At 63.1% G+C, this 18,940-nt stretch carries 16 protein-coding genes and 3 tRNA genes; 15 read left to right on the top strand and 4 right to left on the bottom strand.

Annotated features, from left to right (window positions below; translation table 11 throughout):
- The first annotated feature begins 68 nt into the window (after positions 1 to 68).
- A complete protein-coding gene (locus E4L98_RS28000) occupies positions 69 to 362 on the top strand; it encodes an autorepressor SdpR family transcription factor (RefSeq protein WP_135204819.1) in 294 nt (97 codons plus the stop codon).
- A gap of 66 nt (positions 363 to 428) precedes the next feature.
- Complete coding sequence (locus E4L98_RS27995; protein WP_135204818.1) at positions 429 to 1,370, top strand: alpha/beta hydrolase; 942 nt, start codon at positions 429 to 431, stop codon at positions 1,368 to 1,370.
- Positions 1,371 to 1,374: 4 nt separating this feature from the next.
- Here E4L98_RS27995 and uvrB read toward each other — a convergent pair whose 3' ends face one another.
- On the bottom strand, positions 1,375 to 3,447 hold the full coding sequence (gene uvrB, locus E4L98_RS27990) for an excinuclease ABC subunit UvrB (protein ID WP_135204817.1): 2,073 nt from the start codon (positions 3,445 to 3,447) through the stop codon (positions 1,375 to 1,377).
- Positions 3,448 to 3,558: 111 nt separating this feature from the next.
- On the opposite strand from uvrB, the gene E4L98_RS27985 reads away from it, so the two are divergent.
- The 4 genes from E4L98_RS27985 to E4L98_RS27970 all read left to right on the top strand — a co-directional run bounded on the left by E4L98_RS27985 (position 3,559) and on the right by E4L98_RS27970 (position 5,466).
- Complete coding sequence (locus E4L98_RS27985) at positions 3,559 to 4,755, top strand: amino acid aminotransferase (RefSeq protein WP_205746855.1); 1,197 nt, start codon at positions 3,559 to 3,561, stop codon at positions 4,753 to 4,755.
- A gap of 116 nt (positions 4,756 to 4,871) precedes the next feature.
- Positions 4,872 to 4,947: transfer RNA gene (locus E4L98_RS27980), tRNA-Asn, on the top strand.
- A 125-nt stretch (positions 4,948 to 5,072) separates the two neighbouring features.
- A tRNA-Asn gene (locus E4L98_RS27975) sits at positions 5,073 to 5,148 on the top strand.
- 72 nt (positions 5,149 to 5,220) lie between these two features.
- The gene (locus tag E4L98_RS27970; protein ID WP_135204816.1) at positions 5,221 to 5,466 is read left to right on the top strand and encodes a hypothetical protein; all 246 of its coding nucleotides are present in this window, start codon (positions 5,221 to 5,223) and stop codon (positions 5,464 to 5,466) included.
- Positions 5,467 to 5,498: 32 nt separating this feature from the next.
- Here the strand turns inward: E4L98_RS27970 and E4L98_RS27965 are convergent, their stop codons facing one another.
- Entirely contained in the window at positions 5,499 to 6,158 is a 660-nt protein-coding gene (locus tag E4L98_RS27965; protein WP_135204815.1) for a hypothetical protein, read from the bottom strand.
- A 151-nt stretch (positions 6,159 to 6,309) separates the two neighbouring features.
- The gene (locus tag E4L98_RS27960) at positions 6,310 to 7,077 is read right to left on the bottom strand and encodes an SDR family NAD(P)-dependent oxidoreductase (protein WP_135204814.1); all 768 of its coding nucleotides are present in this window, start codon (positions 7,075 to 7,077) and stop codon (positions 6,310 to 6,312) included.
- 123 nt (positions 7,078 to 7,200) lie between these two features.
- On the opposite strand from E4L98_RS27960, the gene E4L98_RS27955 reads away from it, so the two are divergent.
- The 6 genes from E4L98_RS27955 to E4L98_RS27930 all read left to right on the top strand — a co-directional run bounded on the left by E4L98_RS27955 (position 7,201) and on the right by E4L98_RS27930 (position 12,291).
- Positions 7,201 to 8,085 (top strand): AraC family transcriptional regulator, encoded by an 885-nt coding sequence (locus E4L98_RS27955; protein WP_135204813.1) that lies wholly within the window; start codon positions 7,201 to 7,203, stop codon positions 8,083 to 8,085.
- Positions 8,086 to 8,167: 82 nt separating this feature from the next.
- Positions 8,168 to 8,857, top strand: coding sequence for a DUF3334 family protein (locus tag E4L98_RS27950; RefSeq protein WP_135204812.1), 690 nt, complete (start codon positions 8,168 to 8,170; stop codon positions 8,855 to 8,857).
- Positions 8,858 to 9,268: 411 nt separating this feature from the next.
- Positions 9,269 to 11,458 (top strand): TonB-dependent receptor, encoded by a 2,190-nt coding sequence (locus E4L98_RS27945; protein ID WP_135204811.1) that lies wholly within the window; start codon positions 9,269 to 9,271, stop codon positions 11,456 to 11,458.
- 57 nt (positions 11,459 to 11,515) lie between these two features.
- A tRNA-Asn gene (locus E4L98_RS27940) sits at positions 11,516 to 11,591 on the top strand.
- Between the two features lie 2 nt (positions 11,592 to 11,593).
- Positions 11,594 to 11,974: a type II toxin-antitoxin system RelE/ParE family toxin gene (locus E4L98_RS27935; protein ID WP_135204810.1), complete on the top strand. Its 381-nt coding sequence runs from the start codon at positions 11,594 to 11,596 to the stop codon at positions 11,972 to 11,974.
- An 11-nt stretch (positions 11,975 to 11,985) separates the two neighbouring features.
- The gene (locus tag E4L98_RS27930; RefSeq protein WP_135204809.1) at positions 11,986 to 12,291 is read left to right on the top strand and encodes a HigA family addiction module antitoxin; all 306 of its coding nucleotides are present in this window, start codon (positions 11,986 to 11,988) and stop codon (positions 12,289 to 12,291) included.
- A 68-nt stretch (positions 12,292 to 12,359) separates the two neighbouring features.
- Here E4L98_RS27930 and E4L98_RS27925 read toward each other — a convergent pair whose 3' ends face one another.
- Positions 12,360 to 13,226 (bottom strand): hypothetical protein, encoded by an 867-nt coding sequence (locus E4L98_RS27925; RefSeq protein WP_135204808.1) that lies wholly within the window; start codon positions 13,224 to 13,226, stop codon positions 12,360 to 12,362.
- A 103-nt stretch (positions 13,227 to 13,329) separates the two neighbouring features.
- On the opposite strand from E4L98_RS27925, the gene E4L98_RS27920 reads away from it, so the two are divergent.
- The 3 genes from E4L98_RS27920 to tagF all read left to right on the top strand — a co-directional run bounded on the left by E4L98_RS27920 (position 13,330) and on the right by tagF (position 18,935).
- The gene (locus E4L98_RS27920) at positions 13,330 to 14,169 is read left to right on the top strand and encodes a M15 family metallopeptidase (RefSeq protein WP_135204807.1); all 840 of its coding nucleotides are present in this window, start codon (positions 13,330 to 13,332) and stop codon (positions 14,167 to 14,169) included.
- Between the two features lie 96 nt (positions 14,170 to 14,265).
- Positions 14,266 to 17,970 (top strand): type VI secretion system membrane subunit TssM, encoded by a 3,705-nt coding sequence (gene tssM, locus E4L98_RS27915; RefSeq protein WP_135204842.1) that lies wholly within the window; start codon positions 14,266 to 14,268, stop codon positions 17,968 to 17,970.
- The gene (gene tagF / locus E4L98_RS27910) at positions 17,967 to 18,935 is read left to right on the top strand and encodes a type VI secretion system-associated protein TagF (protein ID WP_135204806.1); all 969 of its coding nucleotides are present in this window, start codon (positions 17,967 to 17,969) and stop codon (positions 18,933 to 18,935) included. The genes tssM and tagF overlap by 4 nt, the downstream gene beginning before the upstream one ends.
- The last annotated feature ends 5 nt before the right edge of the window (positions 18,936 to 18,940 follow it).

Genomic DNA, 18,940 nt, shown 5'->3' with positions numbered 1-18,940 from the left:
GCGCCGTACTTGACCCGCTCATCCAATCGGCCTATATTTAGATAACTGTCTAATTAGACGCTTGCCTAATGAATGCCCACAACAGCGCCTTCAAAGCCATCGCCGATCCGGCACGCAGGGAAATCCTGCGGCTGCTGCGTCATGGCGAAATGACGGCCGGCGACCTGTCCGGGCATTTCGACATGAGCAAGCCCACCATGTCGCACCACTTCGCGGTGCTCGCCGAGGCTGACCTGATCACGCGCCGGCGCGAAGGGCAGACCATCTGGTATGGCCTGAACACCACCGTATTGCGGGACGTGCTGGCCTGGATGATGGACCTGACCGGCGCGGACACCCCCAGGCCGAGGAGAAAAACGTGAGGGCGCGTCCCTTCATGCTGTGCATCCTGCTGTACAAACGTCTTGCTCAATGAACCGGAGAAAAGTATGCGTTACACATTTTTGCTGCCCTTGATGATGGTATCCGTATCGGCACTGGCCGCGCAGCGGCCGGTGTCGCTGGATGTCGATGGCGGCACGATCTACGGCACCGAGCTCACGCCCGATGGCGTCAGCGGCAAGGTGCCGGTGGTGCTGCTGCATTCGGGCTCCGGCCCCACCGACCGTGACGGCAACAACACCATGCTGCCCGGCCCGAACGATTCGCTGAAAATGGTGGCGGAGGCGCTGGCCAAACGCGGCATCGCCTCGGTGCGCTACGATAAACGCGGCATCGGCTCCAGCGCGCTGCCGGTGTGGAAGGAGAAGGATCTGCGCCTCGACGATTACGTCGGCGACGCCAGCGCATGGCTGAAGAAGCTGCGCGCCGATGGCCGCTTCTCGCGCGTGGTCATGGCGGGACATAGCGAAGGTGCGCTGATCGCGTCGGAAGCCTGCGCGCAAGGCGGCGCCGATGCCTGTGTGCTGATCGCCGGCATCGGCCATGGCTTGGATGAAGTGCTGCACAAGCAGCTGGAGGAAAAACTGCCGCCACCGCTGCTCGCCGAGAGCGATCGCATCATGGCGGAGCTCAAGCAGGGCAGGGAAGTGAAACAGGTGCCGCCTGCGCTGATGGTCCTGTATCGTCCGGACGTTCAGCCTTATGTAATGTCGATGCTGAAGCACGAACCGCGCAGCGCCATTGCCGCGCTGAAGATGCCGGTGCTGATCCTGCAGGGCACCGCCGATCTGCAGGTGCAGCAAGACGAGGCCAAGGTGCTGTCGACCGCTCAGCCACACGCCAAGGTGGTGATGGTGGAGGGCATGAACCACCTGTTGAAAATCGTCGGCAATGACGAGGCGCTGCAGCAGAAATCCTACGCCAGCCCCGACCTGCCGGTGGCGCCGCAGCTGATCGACGCCTTGAGCGGATTCGTCAAGGCGCCGTAAGCCCTCAGGCGATGTTGTCCGCGCCCGGGGCGCCGAACAGCTGCTGCTTGAGGTGATGCAGCTGGTCGCGCACCTGCGCGGCCTTCTCGAACTCCAGGTTCCTGGCGTAATCGAGCATGGCCTTTTCCAGGCGCTTGATCTCCTTGCTGATCTGCTTCTCGGACATGGACTCGTACTTGGCGGTTTCCTGCGCCACCTGCAGCACTTCCTTCGCTTCCTTCTCGCTGTAGACGCCGTCGATCATGTCCTTGATGATCTTCTTCACGCCGCGCGGCACGATGCCGTTGGCTTCGTTGAAGGCGATCTGCTTGGCGCGGCGGCGCTCCGTCTCGCCGATGGCGCGTTCCATCGATTCGGTCATGCGGTCGGCGTACAGCAGCGCCACGCCGTTCAGGTTACGCGCGGCGCGGCCGATGGTCTGGATCAGCGAGCGTTCCGAACGGAGGAAGCCTTCCTTGTCGGCGTCCAGGATCGCCACCAGCGACACTTCCGGCAAATCCAGGCCCTCGCGCAGCAGGTTGATCCCGACCAGCACGTCGAAGGTGCCGATGCGCAGATCGCGCAGCAGTTCCACCCGTTCCACCGTGTCGATGTCGCTGTGCAGGTAGCGCACCTTGACGCCGTGGTCGGCCAGGTATTCGGTCAGCTGCTCCGACATGCGCTTGGTCAGCGTGGTGACCAGCACGCGCTCGTTCTTGGCGACGCGGTCGGTGATCTCGGACATCAGATCATCCACCTGCGACAGTGCGGGACGCACGATCACCAGCGGGTCCACCAGACCCGTCGGACGCACCACCTGTTCCACCACCTGGTCGGCGTGCGCGTTCTCGTACTCGGCCGGGGTGGCGGAGACGAAGATGGTCTGCCGCATCTTGTTTTCGAATTCCTCGAACTTGAGCGGGCGGTTGTCCAGCGCCGACGGCAGGCGGAAGCCGTAGTCCACCAGGTTGGTCTTGCGCGAGCGGTCGCCGTTGTACATGGCACTCAGCTGGCCGACCAGCACGTGCGACTCGTCCATGAACATCAGCGCGTCCTTCGGCAGGTAGTCGACCAGCGTCGGCGGCGGTTCGCCCGGCTTGGCGCCGCTCAGATGGCGCGAATAGTTCTCGATGCCCTTGGTGAAGCCGATTTCGGCCAGCATCTCCAGGTCGAAGCGGGTGCGCTGTTCCAGGCGCTGTTCTTCCACCAGCTTGCCCTCCTTGCGGAAGAATTCCAGGCGGTCGCGCAGCTCGGCCTTGATGCTCTCGATCGCGTTCAGCACGGTGGAGCGCGGCGTCACGTAATGCGAACCGGGATAGACGGTGAAGCGCGGGATCTTCTGCTTGACGCGGCCGGTCAGCGGGTCGAACAGCTGGATCGATTCCAGTTCGTCGTCCCACAGTTCCAGGCGCACCGCCAGGTCGGCATTTTCCGCCGGGAAGATGTCCAGCGTGTCGCCGCGCACGCGGAATGTGCCGCGGCCGAAGTCCACCTCATTGCGCGTGTACTGCATCTGGATCAGGCGCGCGATGATGTCGCGCTGCGACACGCGGTCCTTCTGGCGCAGCGTCAGGATCATCTGGTGGTATTCGTTGGGATTACCGATACCGTAGATGGCCGACACGGTGGCCACGATCACCACGTCGCGCCGCTCCATCAGCGACTTGGTGCACGACAGGCGCATCTGCTCGATGTGCTCATTGATGGACGAATCCTTTTCGATGAACAGGTCGCGCTGCGGCACGTAGGCTTCCGGCTGGTAGTAATCGTAGTAGGACACGAAGTACTCGACCGCGTTCTCCGGGAAGAATTCGCGGAACTCCGAATACAGCTGGGCCGCCAGCGTCTTGTTGGGCGCGAACACGATGGCGGGGCGGCCCAGGCGGGCGATCACGTTGGCCATCGTGTAGGTCTTGCCGGAGCCGGTTACACCCAGCAGTGTCTGATAAAACAGGCCGTCGTTGACGCCTTCGCACAGCTGCTCGATCGCGGTCGGCTGGTCGCCGGACGGCGGGAAGGGCTGGTGCAAACGGAACGGCGAATCCGGGAACGTGACCACGGTCGCTTGCGGGTTTACAGGGGCGCTTAAATCAGCCATCGGTGTCAGACCTTTGTTAGAATAATGGCCTGCCAGCGGCCGTAAGTGTTTATTTTAAGGGCGCTGTCTATACATCTGCTGCGAACCGCTTCCATTGAATCCAATCTTATCATGACGAATCCAAGCTTGTTCAGCGCTATCGAGATGGCGCCACGCGACCCTATCCTGGGCATTACCGAAGCCTTTAATGCTGACCTCAACCAGAACAAAATCAATCTGGGTGTCGGTGTTTATTATGACGACAACGGTAAAGTGCCGCTGCTATCGTGCGTGCAGAAAGCGGAGGAACTCCTGATCGCGGCCCCGGCCCCGCGCACCTACCTGCCGATCGAAGGTCTGGCGGCCTATGACAAGGCGGTGCAGGAACTGGTATTTGGTGCCGACAGCGCGGTAATTCAAGAGAAGCGGGCCGTCACCGTGCAAGCCATCGGCGGCACCGGCGCACTGAAGATCGGCGCCGACTTCCTGAAGCGTTTCGCGCCGGACGCGGAAGTCTACATCAGCGACCCAAGCTGGGAGAATCACCGCGCGCTGTTCGAGAGCGCCGGTTTCAAGGTCAACAACTACGCCTACTTCGATGCGGCCACGCACGGCGTCAATTTCGCCGGCATGATCGCCGACATCAAGGCCATGCCGCGCGGTTCCATCGTGCTGCTGCACGCCTGCTGCCATAACCCGACCGGCGCCGACCTGACCTCGGACCAGTGGACCGAAGTGATCGCCGCCATCACCGCCGGCGGCCTGGTGCCGTTCCTGGACATGGCCTATCAGGGCTTTGGCGCCGGCATCGCAGAAGACGGCGCCGTGGTGCGCCGCTTCGCCGAAGCGGGCGGCCCGCTGCTGGTGTCGAACTCGTTCTCGAAGTCATTCTCGCTGTACGGCGAGCGCGTCGGCGCGCTGAGCGTGGTCGCCGCCACCGCCGAGGAAGCGTCGCGCCTGATGTCGCAGCTGAAGCGTATCGTGCGTACCAACTACTCCAACCCGCCGGTGCACGGCGGTAAAGTGGTGGCCACCGTGCTGACCACGCCGGAACTGCGCCAGCTGTGGGAAGACGAGCTGGCCGGCATGCGTGTGCGCATCAAGGAAATGCGCGAAGCGTTCGTCGTCAAGCTGCAAGCCAAGGGCCACGACTTCGCTTTCGTGCGTGACCAGGTCGGCATGTTCTCGTACTCGGGCCTGAGCAAGGAGCAGGTGGGCCAGTTGCGCGAACAATCGATCTACGCCGTGGACACCGGCCGTATCTGCGTGGCCGCCCTAAACTCGCGCAATATCGACATCGTTATTGACGCGATCGCGAAAGTGCTCTAAACTCTTGTTTCTTCGCGCTGCGCTGTAAGCTTGGCAAGAAGAAATGGCAACAAGGAATACCGCAGTCGATCGCGTCTTGCTGATGTGAAAGAAACAGTATAAAATGTTGCCTCTAATCCCTGATAGCTCAGTCGGTAGAGCGACGGACTGTTAATCCGCAGGTCCCTGGTTCGAGTCCAGGTCGGGGAGCCAGAATACGAGAAAGCCGCATGCATATGCGGCTTTTTCATTTAGTGAGAGCCTCTCTCGCCGCGGTAAAAAATGTTGCGGCAAGGGTGGTCAAAACCGAGATCGCCAGATATAATTTCGGCCTCAATTCCCTGATAGCTCAGTCGGTAGAGCGACGGACTGTTAATCCGCAGGTCCCTGGTTCGAGTCCAGGTCGGGGAGCCAAGATTCTGAAAAGCCCAGCCATCACCGGTTGGGCTTTTTGCATTTCCGTTCACATTTTTTTGGGCGACCGCCATGGAAAACAAAGATCAACGCTATCTGGTTCAGCAGAACAAAATCAGCGACAGCAGCAAGCCACCAGTGTTCGCCCGCGTCATGCGCAGCAAGGAAGGCGTTTTCGAAGGCGTTTCCTTCATCAAGAACAAGGAAAAGGCCACCGTGATGACGATCGCGGAAGCGGAGGAGGCCATGGCTTGGGCGGCAAAGAAAAAATCCGCGGCGCACGAATACGCGACCAAGATCATCTGCGTCGGGCAGTAGCGCAACAGTCCGTCTGAGGTACGCGTCGGCGCTTAAATCGCCCCGAACGCGCGTGCCAGTTCGCTCAGCCAGCCGAGTTTGGGCGTGATCAGCACGCTGGCGTGTTGCAGCAGCGTGAAAATCAGCAAAACGATATACGGCTTTTTGATGCCGCCGTTGCGGGCATCACTGGCCACCAGGGCAAGCACCACCAGTTCGGAGGCGAAATACGAGCCGTGGACTGCCGACATGAAGGAGTTGATAAACGGCAGATGCAGCCCCCCCATCAATCGCGCCAGCGCCGGCGGCAGAAGCAGGGCGGCGGTGGACGCCATATAGCGGGCATGCAGCTGGATACGGTGGCGATGCACCAGCGCCATGCAATAGGTCCAGGCGAAATACGCGATGCTGGTGATATCGAGAAAGCCGAGCATGGTGCCGAAGGCTTTGACGAAACCGCGCTGCTGTCCGGCCAGCATGTCGTGCAACACCATCATCCCCGAAATGACGAACAGCGGTACGACGATCAGCGAGCTGCGCCCCAGCAGCCGGTGCAGGCTCAGATGGCGCTGCGCGTATAGCCAGGACTGGATGATCAGCAGCAGCAGCCAGAGCGTCGCCACCACGCCGTGGAACATGTGGACCGCGTCGGTCTCGCTCAATGCGCCGAAAAACGACGGGTAGAAACCGCCGATCGCGATCAGCAACGCCAAAAGGAAGTAGGCATACGCGTGTCTGTACATGGCGGCCGCAGATCATTGTTAATATCATAATGTAATCTGGCTTATTGCTGATTGTCCACGACAATCATGGCTGCCAACCGCAAGTGTGGCGCCGCCCCATCAGCAGGGACGGCGCCGGCGATTACAGCATCATGCCGCCCGACACCTCGATGCGCTGGCCATTGACCCAGCGGTTGTCGTCCGACAGCAGCGCGGCGATCATCGGGCCGATGTCGTCCGGCAGGCCGGGGCGGCCCAGCGCGGTCATCTCGGCTACGCGACGGTTGACTTCCGGGTTGTCGCGCACGATGCCGCCGCTGAAGTCGGTCTGGATCGCGCCTGGCGCCACGGTATTGGCGGTGATGCCGCGTTCGCCCAGTTCTTTGGCCAAATAGCGGGTCAATACTTCTACCGCGCCCTTCATGGCGGCGTAAGGGGCGCTGCCGGGCAGGGCGAAGCGCGCCAGGCCGCTGGAAATGTTGACGATGCGCCCGCCATCGTTCATCAATGGCAGCAACTTCTGGGTCAGGAAGAACACGCCTTTCAGGTGCACGTTGTACAGCGCGTCGAATTCCGCTTCGGTGGTGTCGATGATGGCGTTGTGATGGGAAGTGCCGGCATTGTTCACCAGGTAGTCGAAGCGGTCCGCGCCCAGGCTGGCCAGCGCCTCGCGTACCTGGCCGATGAAGCCGTCGAAGGTGGAGATCTGCCCGGCGTCCAGCTGCAGGGCGATGGCGCGTGCGCCCAGTTTCGCTGCTTCAGCCGTCACTTCCTCGGCTGCCGCCGGATGGGCGTGGTAAGTGAAGATGCTGTGCACGCCCCGCTTGGCGAGGTTCAGCACGGTGTTGCGGCCCAGGCCGCGGCTGCCGCCGGTAATGATGGCGATTTTATTGCTCGATTGTGCAGTCATGGTGTGCTCCCGTGGGTGAGTAGTGTGAGCAGAATAAGCGTCGGGCGTCCCCAATTGAATGCCGGAACCATGACATTTCTTGCCTATTCCTGCCTGCGTGCTATCATGCAAAGCATGGATAAAATGAAAGAACTTGCGGCTGCCATCCTGCAGTACACCGACACGCAGCCCGGCGAAAATCCCTGGATTACCGGCATCGACGGCCTGATGCTGCTGCGCTCCAACCACGAGCGGCAACCGGCGCACCTGGTGTTGCGCCCTTCCTTGTGCGTGGTGGCACAGGGCGCCAAGTGGACCATGTTCGGCAACCAGCGCTACGACTACGCAGTCGGGCAGGCGCTGTTGGTGGGCGTGGAGATGCCGGCGCTGGGCCGGGTGGTGGAAGCCAGTCCGCAGGCGCCGTTTCTCGGCATGGTGATCGGCCTGGACCTGGCCGTAATGCGCGAAGTGCTGGAAAGCCTGGGCGAGCCGCCGGCGCCGGTGGAGGTCGAGCGCGGCGCGCTGGTGGCCGAGTTCGACGGTCCGCTGGCCGACTGCGCGCTGCGCATGATGCGCCTGCTGCACACACCCAAGGCGGTACCGCTGCTGCAGCCCGCCATCATGCGCGAGATCTGCTACTGGCTGCTGACCGGCCCCTACGGCGGCGCGGTGGCGCGGCTGGCGCTGGCCGAGCAGCATGGCGAACGCGTGATGCATGCCATCCATGCGCTGCGCCTGCGCTTCGCCGAGGCGGTGCGCATCGACGATCTGGCGCGCATCGCCCAGCTCAGCCCGTCCGCCTTCCACCGCAAGTTCAAGGCCTTGACCTCGATGACGCCGCTGCAATACCAGAAGCGCTTGCGGCTGCTGGAGGCGCGCCGGCTGATCGCCGCCAACGCCGCCAATGCCGAAACCGCCGCTTTCCAGGTCGGTTACGAAAGCCCGTCCCAGTTCAGCCGCGAGTACGCGCGCATGTTCGGCGCGCCGCCGCGTCGCGATATTGCCGCTCTGCGCGCGCTGGCGGCATGATTTTGCAATTTAAAGTGGACGGGATACTTGCGGCTGGGTATTCTGAGCCTTCGATTCACAGAACAACAAACAGAGGTAGATTATGAGCGGTGAAAAGGATGCGGTTGTCTACGGCACGGAAGACTTGCTGGTCAGTCTGTGCAACTCGGTGACGCGGGTGTTGAACGTGGCAACGCAAAGCAAGCTCCACTATTCCGGCATGGTGCAGCGCATTACCAAGATTGGTCTGAAGCCGGACATCGGCTGCTTCGTGCTGTTCGACGGCGGCTTTACCGGCCTGGTGGTGCTGAACTTCGCTGCCGAAACCGCGATGGAGATCTACGAGCGCTACATGCTGCACATGGGCATGCCGAAGTCGGAGCTGGCCAGTTCCCACACCTCCGACGAGGTGGCCAACATCATGGGCGAGCTGATGAACCAGATCGTCGGGGACTTCACCGGCAAGGTGCGCCGCGAACTGCAGACCAACATCACCCAGAATCAGCCGAAGATGCTGGCGCTGAACAAGCAGGTGACGCTGAGCGTGGACACTCCGCTGGACCGTCCGGAAATGCGCCGCGTCAGCTTCTACACCGAGAAGAGCAATGTGTTTTACCTGGAGCTGGCGATCGACCGCACCGAGTTCATCCGCCTGCACGACTTCGACACCAGCGAAGTCACCGATCCCGATGCCTTGTTGGATCAGCAGCGCGATGCCCAGAACGCCGCCGCCGAGCCGGTCGCCTCGTCGTCGATCGACGCCGATGAATTGCTGAAATCCTTGGGCATGTGAGCCCGCTGCCGTGGCCGGTGCAACGCCGGCCACGCCGCCGAATGTGGCAATTTCCCTACAGTTGCCAGAAAATTCTTTCGCTTTCCCACCCCTGCGTTAAGCTTGTCGATATGGCCATTGTGTCATACCGGTGACACGGCTAACCCTATGAATATTCAGTCATTGCATATGCTTAGCCGAATTTCCAACAGTTAATAGCGTTTCAGATATATTCAGCTTGCAATACATGGTATCAATCCAGGAAAATATCGCCTTTCAAAAAAGTCAGTGCAATATTGCTAGCTACCGCGGGCGGATTCAGGGCTGCCCCGCGCTACCACGATCACGGCAGATGAGCGGGTGGTGACAAGAAAAGAGAGAACAGGAGACACTGTTTTTAACTCTTTGCACTACATTTAATCGGGAACTTGAATGATCAAACTGTCGAAGATGCATAAGCGCGTACTGGCGCTGAGCGCCGTATTGCCGATCGGTACCGCCCTGGCGCAAACCGATGTCACCCAGCCGCAGCTGGAAACCGTCACCGTGACCGCCCAGCGCCGCGCCGAGAACATCAAGGACGTGCCAGTGTCCGTGACCATGCTGAAGGACGAGAAACTGGACGTGCTGCTGTCCGGCGGCCAGGACATCCGCTTCCTGGCAGGCAAAGTGCCGTCGCTGAACGTGGAATCGTCGAACGGCCGTACCTTCCCGCGCTTCTACATCCGTGGCTACGGCAACACCGACTTCTCGACCTTCGCCTCGCAGCCGGTGTCGCTGATCTACGACGATGTGGTGCAAGAGAACGGCATCCTGAAAGGCTTCCCGGTATTCGACGTGGCCGGCGTGGAAGTGCTGCGCGGTCCGCAGGGCACCCTGTTCGGCCGCAACACCCCGGCCGGCGTGGTCAAGTTTGAATCGGCCAAGCCGAACACCGACAAGGTCGAAGGCTACTACAACGTCTCGTGGGCCTCGCACAACACCACCAGCCTGGAAGCCGCCGCCAACGTGCCGCTGTCGAGCGAGTGGGCAATGCGCGTGTCGACCCTGCGCCAGCACCGCGACGACTTCGTCGACAACACCTTTACCGGTCAGAACGATTCGCTGGAAGGCTACAACGAACACGCCGAGCGCGTGCAGTTCCTGTACAAGCCGAGCACCACCTTCAACGCCCTGTTCAACGTGCATTCGCGCACCACTGACGGCAGCGCGCGCCTGTTCCGCGCCAACATCATCAAAAAGGGCACCAACGACTTCGCCGACGGTTACGACTTCACCAAGATCAACACCAACGGCCTGAACTTCCAGAACCTGCGCACCAACGGCGCCAACGCGCGCCTGACCTGGGACCTGGGTTCGGTCAAGCTGTTCTCGATCACCGGCTATGAAGGCGTGGACAACTACTACAGCCGCGGCGACATCGACGGCGGCACGCCGACCGGCCCGGGCTTCATTCCATTCCAGGTGCAGACCGGTGGCGGGCTGAGCGGCCTGAAGCAGTACAGCCAGGAATTCCGCGTCGAATCGAAGAACGCGGGTCCGCTGAACTGGCAGACCGGCGTCTACTACTTCAAGGAAAGCGGCGACGGCTTCAGCGACAACTTCGACAGCACCACCCAGGCCCAGACCTCGCACCTGGCCAGCCATCAGGACAACGAAGCCTACGCTGCGTTCGGCTCGGTCACCTATGACGTGAACAGCGACTTCACCCTGCGCGGTGGCTTGCGCTACACCCACGACGAGAAGGAATTCCGCACCGTGGAAGCGGTCAACGTGACCCAGATCGGTCCGAAGTCGGTGGAAGAGAGCAAGAACAAGGTCAACTGGGACCTGAGCGGCACCTACAAGATCAACAAGGACGTCAGCGCCTACGCCCGCGTGGCGACCGGCTTCCGCGCGCCATCGATCGCGGCGGCCTCGGCGTCGGTGCCGATCACCGTGGCCGATGCGGAAACCATCACCTCGTATGAAGCCGGCGTCAAGGCCGACCTGTTCAACCGCCGCGCGCGCGCTTCGCTGAGCGTGTACGACTACGACGTGAAGAACCAGCAACTGACCGTGGTCGGAGGCAATTCCAACGTCACCAAGCTGATCAACGCTGCCAAGACCAAGGGTCGCGGCCTGGAAGGCGAAGTCGAAGGCTTCGTCACCCCGGACTTCAAGGTCAGCCTGAGCGGTTCGTACAACTTCACCAAGATCGAAGACCCGAACCTGTACGTGGCCAAGTGCGCACAGTGCACCATCACCGATCCGATCGGCGCCAACGGCCTGGTCTCGATCAACGGCAACCCGCTGCCGCAGGCGGCCAAGTGGATCGCCAACTTCAGCGCGCGCTACAACTGGCCGCTGGCCGATGGCAACCTGTACGTGCTGACCGACTGGTCGTACCGCAGCAAGATCAACTTCTTCCTGTATGAAGCGAAGGAGTTCACCGGCAAGGAGATGACCGAAGGCGGCCTGCGCGTGGGTTACAACTGGGATGGCGGCAAGTACGAAATCGCCGGCTTCGCGCGTAACATCACCAACACCAAGCGTATCATCGGTGCGATCGACTTCAACAACCTGACCGGCTTCGTCAACGAGCCACGTCAGTTTGGCGTGCAGTTCAAGGGCGGCTTTTAATTAGTTGCCTGTCAGCCTAGACAGCTGAAAACGGGCCGTATATAATACGGCCTCCTTTCCCTGATAGCTCAGTCGGTAGAGCGACGGACTGTTAATCCGCAGGTCCCTGGTTCGAGTCCAGGTCGGGGAGCCAGAATGAGAAAAGCCCAACCTTTCAGGTTGGGCTTTTGCGTTTTGGCACGCGGCTTGGAAAGCCAACAAGTTGACCGTTATCCGGATAACGGATACTATTTTTGCATGTCGATCCAGTCCTTTGCGTGCCCAGACACAGAGGCTCTCTTCACTTCCGGCAAGAGCCGACGCTTTGTCAACATCAGGCGCGTAGCCGAACGTAAGTTGGCTCAACTCGACGCAGCACCCTCGGTAGCTTTCATGAAGGCGCCTCCGGGTAATGATTTAAAAGAGTATGACGGTGCCTGGCACGTCCGTATCAACGATCAATGGCGGTTGACCTTCAAGTGGGGGACACATGGTCCCTACGACGTAAAGATCGAAGATCCACATCAGAGGAAATAGCTTGGTACATCATGTTTAAGAATGGAATGCGTCCTGTTCATCCCGGCGAGGTTTTGTTGGAGGACTATATCAAGCCTATGGGTGTGAGTGTTCGCGCGGTGGCCTTGGCATTGCGTGTTCCGTACTCGCGGCTTAGTGAAATTATCAAGGGACAGCGTGGCGTGACGGCGGATACGGCCCTGCGTTTGGAACGTTATTTTGGTAGTGAAGCGCAAGGGTGGTTGAACCTGCAAAGTGCGTATGATCTTCGCGTGGCAGAGACGTTGGCCGGCAAGACTATCGCAAAAGAGATTAAACCGCTTGCGCTGGAAGTCTAGATTACCTGACCGTCAATCCGCAGCTCCCTGATTCGAGTTCATGTCGGTGAGAGTACGGCCTGTCTGCGCTAGTGGGACGGCGCGCTACAGGCCGGGTCGCTTTCCCAGCGGCCGGAGCAGATACGTGAGCGGCACAGCATGCCTTCGATCAGGCCCAGTTGTTTGCAGCGGACCAGCAACTGGGCGGTGCTGTCGCCGTCCTGGCGTTCGACCACGTCGCGCGGACGTTCGGGTGTGACGGCGGCGGGCTTGTTGCTATGGGCGACCAGCGCGGTCAGCAGGGTGATGTCGGTGTCCGCATTGTTGGCTGCTGCCGCCGAACTGCCCGCGTCCGCTTTGCGTGGCGTCGCAGCGGCGCGTCCGGTCGCGCCCACGGTCGCCGGATGCGCCGCGCCGGTTTGGGCAACGGCGGAGGAGGCCGGCGCGCGCGCGGCGCCGGGTAGGTGGCCGATAGTATCGGCGGCAAAGGTCGGGCGGTTGGCGGGAATCCCGCCACCGCGCGCGCCGGCACCCGTAGCGGCTGCTTGATGGCTACCCGTCATCGGGCTGGCGGCGGTCTTGTCGCCCGCGCTGTCCGCATTGACGATGGTGGCGGCCTGCTCATCATCTTCAGCCAGAGACGGCGGCGGCGTCACGCTGGACGCCGTGACAGACGGCGGGCGCGGATGGTGCGTCACCGTGCTGCCGCTGTAGCTGGCGCCGGAGCGCAGCCCGGCTGGCGTGAGCTTCTTGCTGTGCACCAGCCACGCGGTGGTGCACATCACCAACAGCAGCACGCACAAGCCTACCGTCCAGCCATCGATGGTCCAGCTGCTGGCCTTGACAGGCGCCAGTTGCGGGCGTGCGCCATGCTCGAGCTGCGCCAGGATGCGCCTGGCCGGCGCCGCGCGCGTCGTGCCGGCCAGCAGATCCGGCCTGGGTGTTGATGTATCCACGATATCCCCCTCGCATTTGATCTGGCCGAGAACGCTGTGTCCTGGACGGCCCTACGATGGAGTGTCCGGTCTGCGGCGATCGCCCGTTTTGATGGAGCGCACCATGTTTCTCTTTTCCATGCTGATGTTCTTCGTGCTTGCCTGTTTCGGCGCCTGGCTGTTGCTGTTTCCCGGCGCCCGCGAGCTGTTGATGGCCTCGCTAAGCGCAGTCAGCCGGCGCTGCGGCCGCCGTGTGCGCGGCGGTTACCGGAACGGTGTGCGCCAGGCCGCCGGGCTGGGCCGCGATGCCGGCGGCGGCTTGCGCACGGGGTGGCGCTTTCTGCGCCAACGCTATCCGCTGCTGATCGCGGTGTTGATACTGCTGATCGTGCCGCCGCTGCTGGCCCTGACGCTGAGCGGCCGTGGCATGCTGTCCGGCTACGACACCGACAGCCAGGCGATCAATGAACAGATCGCCGGCCTGTTGCAGGGCGAGCAGCTGACCGCCCCCGCGCCGCCGCCCCCGCTGGCGTTCACCACCGCCGAAGTCACGCTGGTGCGGCCCATGCTCGACAGCGCCAACCGCAACTGGCAGTTGCTCGAGCCCACGTTTTCCCAGCGTCTGCTGCTGGTGTTCCGCATCATGCGCGAGCGCCATGGCTACGACATGGCCATCCTGGAGGGGTATCGCAGCCCGGAGCGGCAGGATGCGCTGGCCGCCGCCGGTCCCGGCGTGACCAACGCCAGGGCGTTCCAGAGCTATCACCAGTTCGGCCTGGCCGCCGATTGCGCCTTCCTGCGCGACGGCAAGCTGGTGATTTCCGAAAAAGACCCCTGGGCCATGCGCGGTTACCGGTTGTACGGCGAGACGGCCGAAGCGGTCGGCCTGACCTGGGGCGGGCGCTGGACCATGATGGACTTCGGCCACACCGAGTTGCGGCTGCCGCGCACCGTCCGTCGATAGCGCCATTGTTTTGCCGCAAGAAATGCGGCCGTGGATGGTGGCAACATTGATCGGTCCGCCTGTCGCCTGGGCGCCGTTTGCCGGACACGAGCCATGATGCGCAGAATCTGGAACTTCCTTACCGATAGCCGCCAACTTACCTTCGTCGGCCTGCTGGCGATGGCGGCCTTGTTCTTGCTGGGCGCGCAAGTGCTGGAGCTGGCGCTGATCTGGGCGCTGGCGGCCGTCACGGCGATGCTGGCGCTGGCCGGTGCCGTCTGGTGGTGGCGCCGACGGCGCGCGCGGCGCGAGTCCGAACAGCTCGGCACTGCCATCGTCAGCGCGGCCGACGCCGAGGTCAAGGCCATCCGCGACAGCATGCTGAAGGCGATCGACACCATCAAGGGCTCCAAGCTGGGCATGGTCGCCGGCCACCGCGCCTTGTACGAGCTGCCGTGGTACATGATCATCGGCAATCCGGCGGCAGGCAAGAGCACGGCCATCACCAACTCCGGCCTGCAGTTTCCTTTCGCCGACGGCAAGGTGCTGCAGGGTGTGGGCGGCACGCGCAACTGCGACTGGTTCTTCACCACCGAGGGCATCGTGCTGGATACGGCCGGCCGCTATTCGGTGCTGGACGAGCATCGCGAGGAGTGGCACGGTTTTCTCGATCTGCTGAAGAAGTATCGTCGCCGCGCGCCGGTCAACGGCATCATCATCGCGGTCAGCATCGCCGAACTGCGCGGCGACGATCCCGAAGCCGGCATCAAGCTGGCGCGCAGTCTGCGCAAGCGGGTGCAGGATCTGATCGAGCGGCTGGAGATCTTCGCGCCGGTGTACGTAATGTTCACCAAGGCGGACCTGATCAGCGGCTTCGGCGAATTCTTCGCCCAGGTGGAACGCGGCGAGCGTGAGCGCGTGTGGGGCGCGACCATGCCGTACCAGCGCAGGACCAGCAGCCAGCAGATCATCGCCTTCTTCGACCACGCCTTTGATGAATTGTGCGATGGCCTCAAGGCGCTGAGCGTCGCCAACATGAGCCAGCAGCGGCGCCAGCGCATGGAGCCGGGCGTGTTCACCTTTCCGCTGGAGTTCGCGACCATCCGCATGCCGCTGCGTGCCTTCCTGGCCACACTGTTCGAGGAAAACCCGTTCCAGTTCAAGCCCCTGTTCCGCGGCTTCTACTTCACCAGCGCACTGCAGGAGGGCATGCCGGTCAGCGCACAGGCGCAGCGCGTGGCAAAGCGCTTCGAGCTGACGGCCAGCGGGGCGGCGCCCATGGCCGCGGCGGGGCAGTCCGGCTTCTTCCTCCTGAATCTGTTCCGCAAGGTGATCTTCGAAGACAAGGATCTGGTCTCGCAGTACGCCAGCAGGAACAAGGTGCGCCTGCGTTATGCGGCGTTCTTCGGCGCGGTGCTGTTGCTGGGCACCACGCTGGGCGGATGGAGCTGGTCGTACATGGCCAACCGGCAGCTGGTCAGCAACGTGCAGGCGGACCTCGACAAGGTGGTCAAGCTGCAGGCCAGGCGGCTCGACCTGCAATCGCGGCTGGAGGCGCTGGAGATCATCCAGGACCGCCTGGTCCAGCTGGAGAAGTACCGCGAAGCGCGTCCCTGGTCGCTGCGCATGGGCCTCTACCAGGGCGAGGCGCTGGAGCGCAAGCTGCGCGAGGAGTATTTCGCCGGCGTGCGCAACGTGATGCTGATGCCGGTGGTGGCCAGCCTGGAGACGCTGCTGGCGGAAATGAACACGCATGCCGATGCGTTGCAGCCGTCCGGCGCCGCGCCACCTGCCACCGGCCAGCAGTTCCAGGAAGCCTCCGCCACCAATGTCGATGACGCCTACAATGCGCTGAAGAGTTACCTGATGCTGGCCGATAAATCGCACGCCGAAGCCAGTCATCTGAACGACCAGCTGCCGCGCCACTGGCGCGCCTGGCTGGAGAACAACCGCGGCGCCATGACGCGCGAACAGCTGATCCACAGTGCCGAAAAGCTGATGACCTTTTATCTGGCGCAGATAGCCGATCCGTCCTGGCCGCGCATCGATCTGAAGCTGGCGCTGGTGGACCAGGCGCGCGACAACCTGCGCCGCGTGGTGCGCGGCATGCCGGCCCGCGAGCGCGTCTACGCCGACATCCGCGCCCGCGCCAACACCCGCTTTCCATCGACCACGGTGGCGCGCATGGTCGGCGAGCAGGATCAGGCGCTGGTCACCGGCAGCCACGCGGTCCCCGGGGCATACACGCGCGACGCCTGGGAAAAATTCGTCCGCGGTGCCTTTCGGGAAGCGGCCAATAAAGAACTGCAAAGTACCGACTGGGTGCTGAAGACCGCCGCGCGCGACGATCTGACGCTGGAAGGCAGTCCCGAACAAATCCAGAAAGGCCTGACCGAGTTGTACAAGGCCGATTACGCGCGCGAATGGCAGAAATTCGTACAGGGCGTCAGCATCGCCAACCTGAATGGCTTCGACGCCGCCGTCACCGCGATGAATCGACTGGGCGACCCGCAATCGTCGCCTTTATCGCGCTTGCTGAACGCGATCCATGAGCAGACTTCGTGGGATGCGCCGCTGGTGTCCAACGCCGAGATGAAGCAGGTGCAGACGGGTTTCATCAACTGGATCAAATACAGCCTGCTCGGCCGCGCACCGGCGCAGATCAATGTCAATCTGCAGCTGCCCGAGCAGACGACCGGCGTGGTCGGCCGTGAATTTGCCGGCATCTCGCGGCTGGTGGCCACGCGCGACCGCGATGGCTCGCTGATGCGCGCTTACCTGGAAGCCTTGTCCAAGCTGCGCAGCCGGCTCAATCAGCTCAAGAACCAGGGCGATCCCGGTCCCGGCGCGCGCCAGTTCATGCAGCAGACGCTGGAAGGCAGCGGCTCGGAGCTGGCCGAGGTGCTGCGCTATGTCGACGAGCAGATGCTGACCGGGATGAGCGAGCCGCAGAAGCAGGCTATCCGGCCCATCCTGGTGCGGCCGCTGATGCAGACCTTCGCCGTGCTGATCGCGCCGGTGGAGGCGGAGATCAACAAGACCTGGCTGGCGCAGGTCTACGAACCGTTCCAGCAGTCGCTGGCCAGCAAATATCCGTTCGAGCCGAGTGCGCACGTCGAGGCATCCGGCGCCGAAATCGCCCAGTTCTTCGGCCCGGACGGTCTGATCGCCAAATTTGCCAACAGCGCCATGGGGTCGCTGGTTGTGCGCCGGGGCGACGTGCTGGCGCCGCGCACCTGGGCCGATATGGGCATCACGCTGTCGCCGCAGACGGTGGCGCGCTTTTCGTCGTGGATCGCGCCGGTGGGCGCCGGCGGGGTGGCGCCGCCGGGCGGCGCGCAGACCATCTTCCAGATCCAGCCCATGCCGTCGCCGGCAACGCTGGAATACACGGTGGAGATCGACGGCCAGCAGCTGCGCTACCGGAACACGCCGGCGCAGTGGGCCAGCATGGTGCATCCGAGTCCGCAGGGCGTACCGGGCGCGCGCATCACGGCGGTGGCGCTGGACGGCCGCAACGTCGACGTGTTCAACGAACCGGGCCAGTTCGGCCTGAAACGCATGATCGACGCGGCGGCCAAGCAAAAGCGCGACGGCGGCGTGTTCGAACTGCGCTGGACCAGCGGCGCGATCACGGTGGCGATGGGGCTGAAGATCGTCAGCAGCGCGGAAGCGCCGCAGGAGCAGGGCTATCGCGGCCTGCGGCTGCCGGAGACGGTTGTCGGCGCGCCGGCCACCGTGTCGTCACCGGCGCTGCCGGCGATCCGTCCCGGCGCGATACCGACGGCGGTGGCCGTCGCGCCGGCGGGAGTGGTGCAATGAAGCGCGGCCCGCAATCGGCGCGCATCGGCTACTTCGGCAAGCTGCCGGCGCGCAGCGACTTCGTCAAGGCGGTCGACAACCTGGCCCTGGCCAGCCTGCTGGACGACTGGCTGGCCGACGTGATGAACATGGTGAGCGCGGAGCCGCGCTGGAAGCTCAACTACGACGCCTTGCAGCCGCTGCACTTCGCCTTCGTCGGCACCCGCAGCCGGCGCGCCATTGCCGGGCACCTGTCGCCGAGCAGCGACTTGTCGCAGCGCCGCTACCCGTTTCTGGCGATGAGCGCGATCGAGGTGGACGATGCGGCCGCGTTTGTGCCCTGCAGCCCGCTGGTGCTGGCGCCGCTGTGGCATGAACTGGACGGCCTGACCGCCGACGTGCTGGGCGCGGACGAACCCAACACGGCGTTGCATGGTCTGGCCGCCGCCCGTGTCGAAGTCAGTCCGGGGGAGGCGGCGCATGGGCAGGCGTTCGTCGACTTCCTGGACCGCCACAACGTTGGTGCGCTGGAGGCGATGCTGCCGCGCGCCGGCGTGCGCCGCACCATCCTGGCGGTCGGCCTGCTGCTGCAGCCGGTGCGCCGCAGCGGCGCCGAGCGGCTGGACAAGAGCCTGGTGCTGCCGCTGCCGCAGGCGGCGCGCCAGCGCTACCTGGTGGCGGCGTTCTGGCTGCATCTGATCGTGCCGTTCCTGAGCCAGGCCGATTTTGAACTGAGCCTGTTTTTTGCCGACCTGCGCGACCAGCCGTCGCTGGTGATCGGCTTCGGCGGCGCCGCGCCGGAAACGCTGGCCGCCATCATTGACCCGCAATGCGCGGCCGAGCACCAGGTCAGCTTCGATTACGCCGGCTGGGTCGATGAGCTGACCGCCGGCGATGCGCGCGTGCAGCAGCTGTCGGCCTATCTCGAACAGGGACAGCTGTCGCTGCGATCGGTGCAGGCGCTGTTCCATGAAACCTTTGTCTGAAGGAG

It is taken from the genome of Duganella callida (assembly GCF_004614165.1).
GTDB lineage: Bacteria > Pseudomonadota > Gammaproteobacteria > Burkholderiales > Burkholderiaceae_D > Rugamonas > Rugamonas callida.
This window is presented reverse-complemented; position numbering and strand designations above follow the sequence as displayed.

What these genes read in the sequence shown, in the direction of transcription:
- E4L98_RS27930 (WP_135204809.1), top strand. Translation starts at nt 11,986, where the DNA reads ATGTTTAAGAATGGAATGCGTCCTGTTCATCCCGGCGAGGTTTTGTTG.
- E4L98_RS27950 (WP_135204812.1), top strand. Translation starts at nt 8,168, where the DNA reads ATGAGCGGTGAAAAGGATGCGGTTGTCTACGGCACGGAAGACTTGCTG.
- tagF (WP_135204806.1), top strand. Translation starts at nt 17,967, where the DNA reads ATGAAGCGCGGCCCGCAATCGGCGCGCATCGGCTACTTCGGCAAGCTG.
- E4L98_RS27985 (WP_205746855.1), top strand. Translation starts at nt 3,559, where the DNA reads ATGACGAATCCAAGCTTGTTCAGCGCTATCGAGATGGCGCCACGCGAC.
- uvrB (WP_135204817.1), bottom strand. Translation starts at nt 3,447, where the DNA reads ATGGCTGATTTAAGCGCCCCTGTAAACCCGCAAGCGACCGTGGTCACG.
- E4L98_RS27970 (WP_135204816.1), top strand. Translation starts at nt 5,221, where the DNA reads ATGGAAAACAAAGATCAACGCTATCTGGTTCAGCAGAACAAAATCAGC.
- E4L98_RS27960 (WP_135204814.1), bottom strand. Translation starts at nt 7,077, where the DNA reads ATGACTGCACAATCGAGCAATAAAATCGCCATCATTACCGGCGGCAGC.
- E4L98_RS27955 (WP_135204813.1), top strand. Translation starts at nt 7,201, where the DNA reads ATGAAAGAACTTGCGGCTGCCATCCTGCAGTACACCGACACGCAGCCC.
- E4L98_RS27935 (WP_135204810.1), top strand. Translation starts at nt 11,594, where the DNA reads ATGAGAAAAGCCCAACCTTTCAGGTTGGGCTTTTGCGTTTTGGCACGC.
- tssM (WP_135204842.1), top strand. Translation starts at nt 14,266, where the DNA reads ATGCGCAGAATCTGGAACTTCCTTACCGATAGCCGCCAACTTACCTTC.
- E4L98_RS27995 (WP_135204818.1), top strand. Translation starts at nt 429, where the DNA reads ATGCGTTACACATTTTTGCTGCCCTTGATGATGGTATCCGTATCGGCA.
- E4L98_RS27920 (WP_135204807.1), top strand. Translation starts at nt 13,330, where the DNA reads ATGTTTCTCTTTTCCATGCTGATGTTCTTCGTGCTTGCCTGTTTCGGC.
- E4L98_RS28000 (WP_135204819.1), top strand. Translation starts at nt 69, where the DNA reads ATGAATGCCCACAACAGCGCCTTCAAAGCCATCGCCGATCCGGCACGC.
- E4L98_RS27945 (WP_135204811.1), top strand. Translation starts at nt 9,269, where the DNA reads ATGATCAAACTGTCGAAGATGCATAAGCGCGTACTGGCGCTGAGCGCC.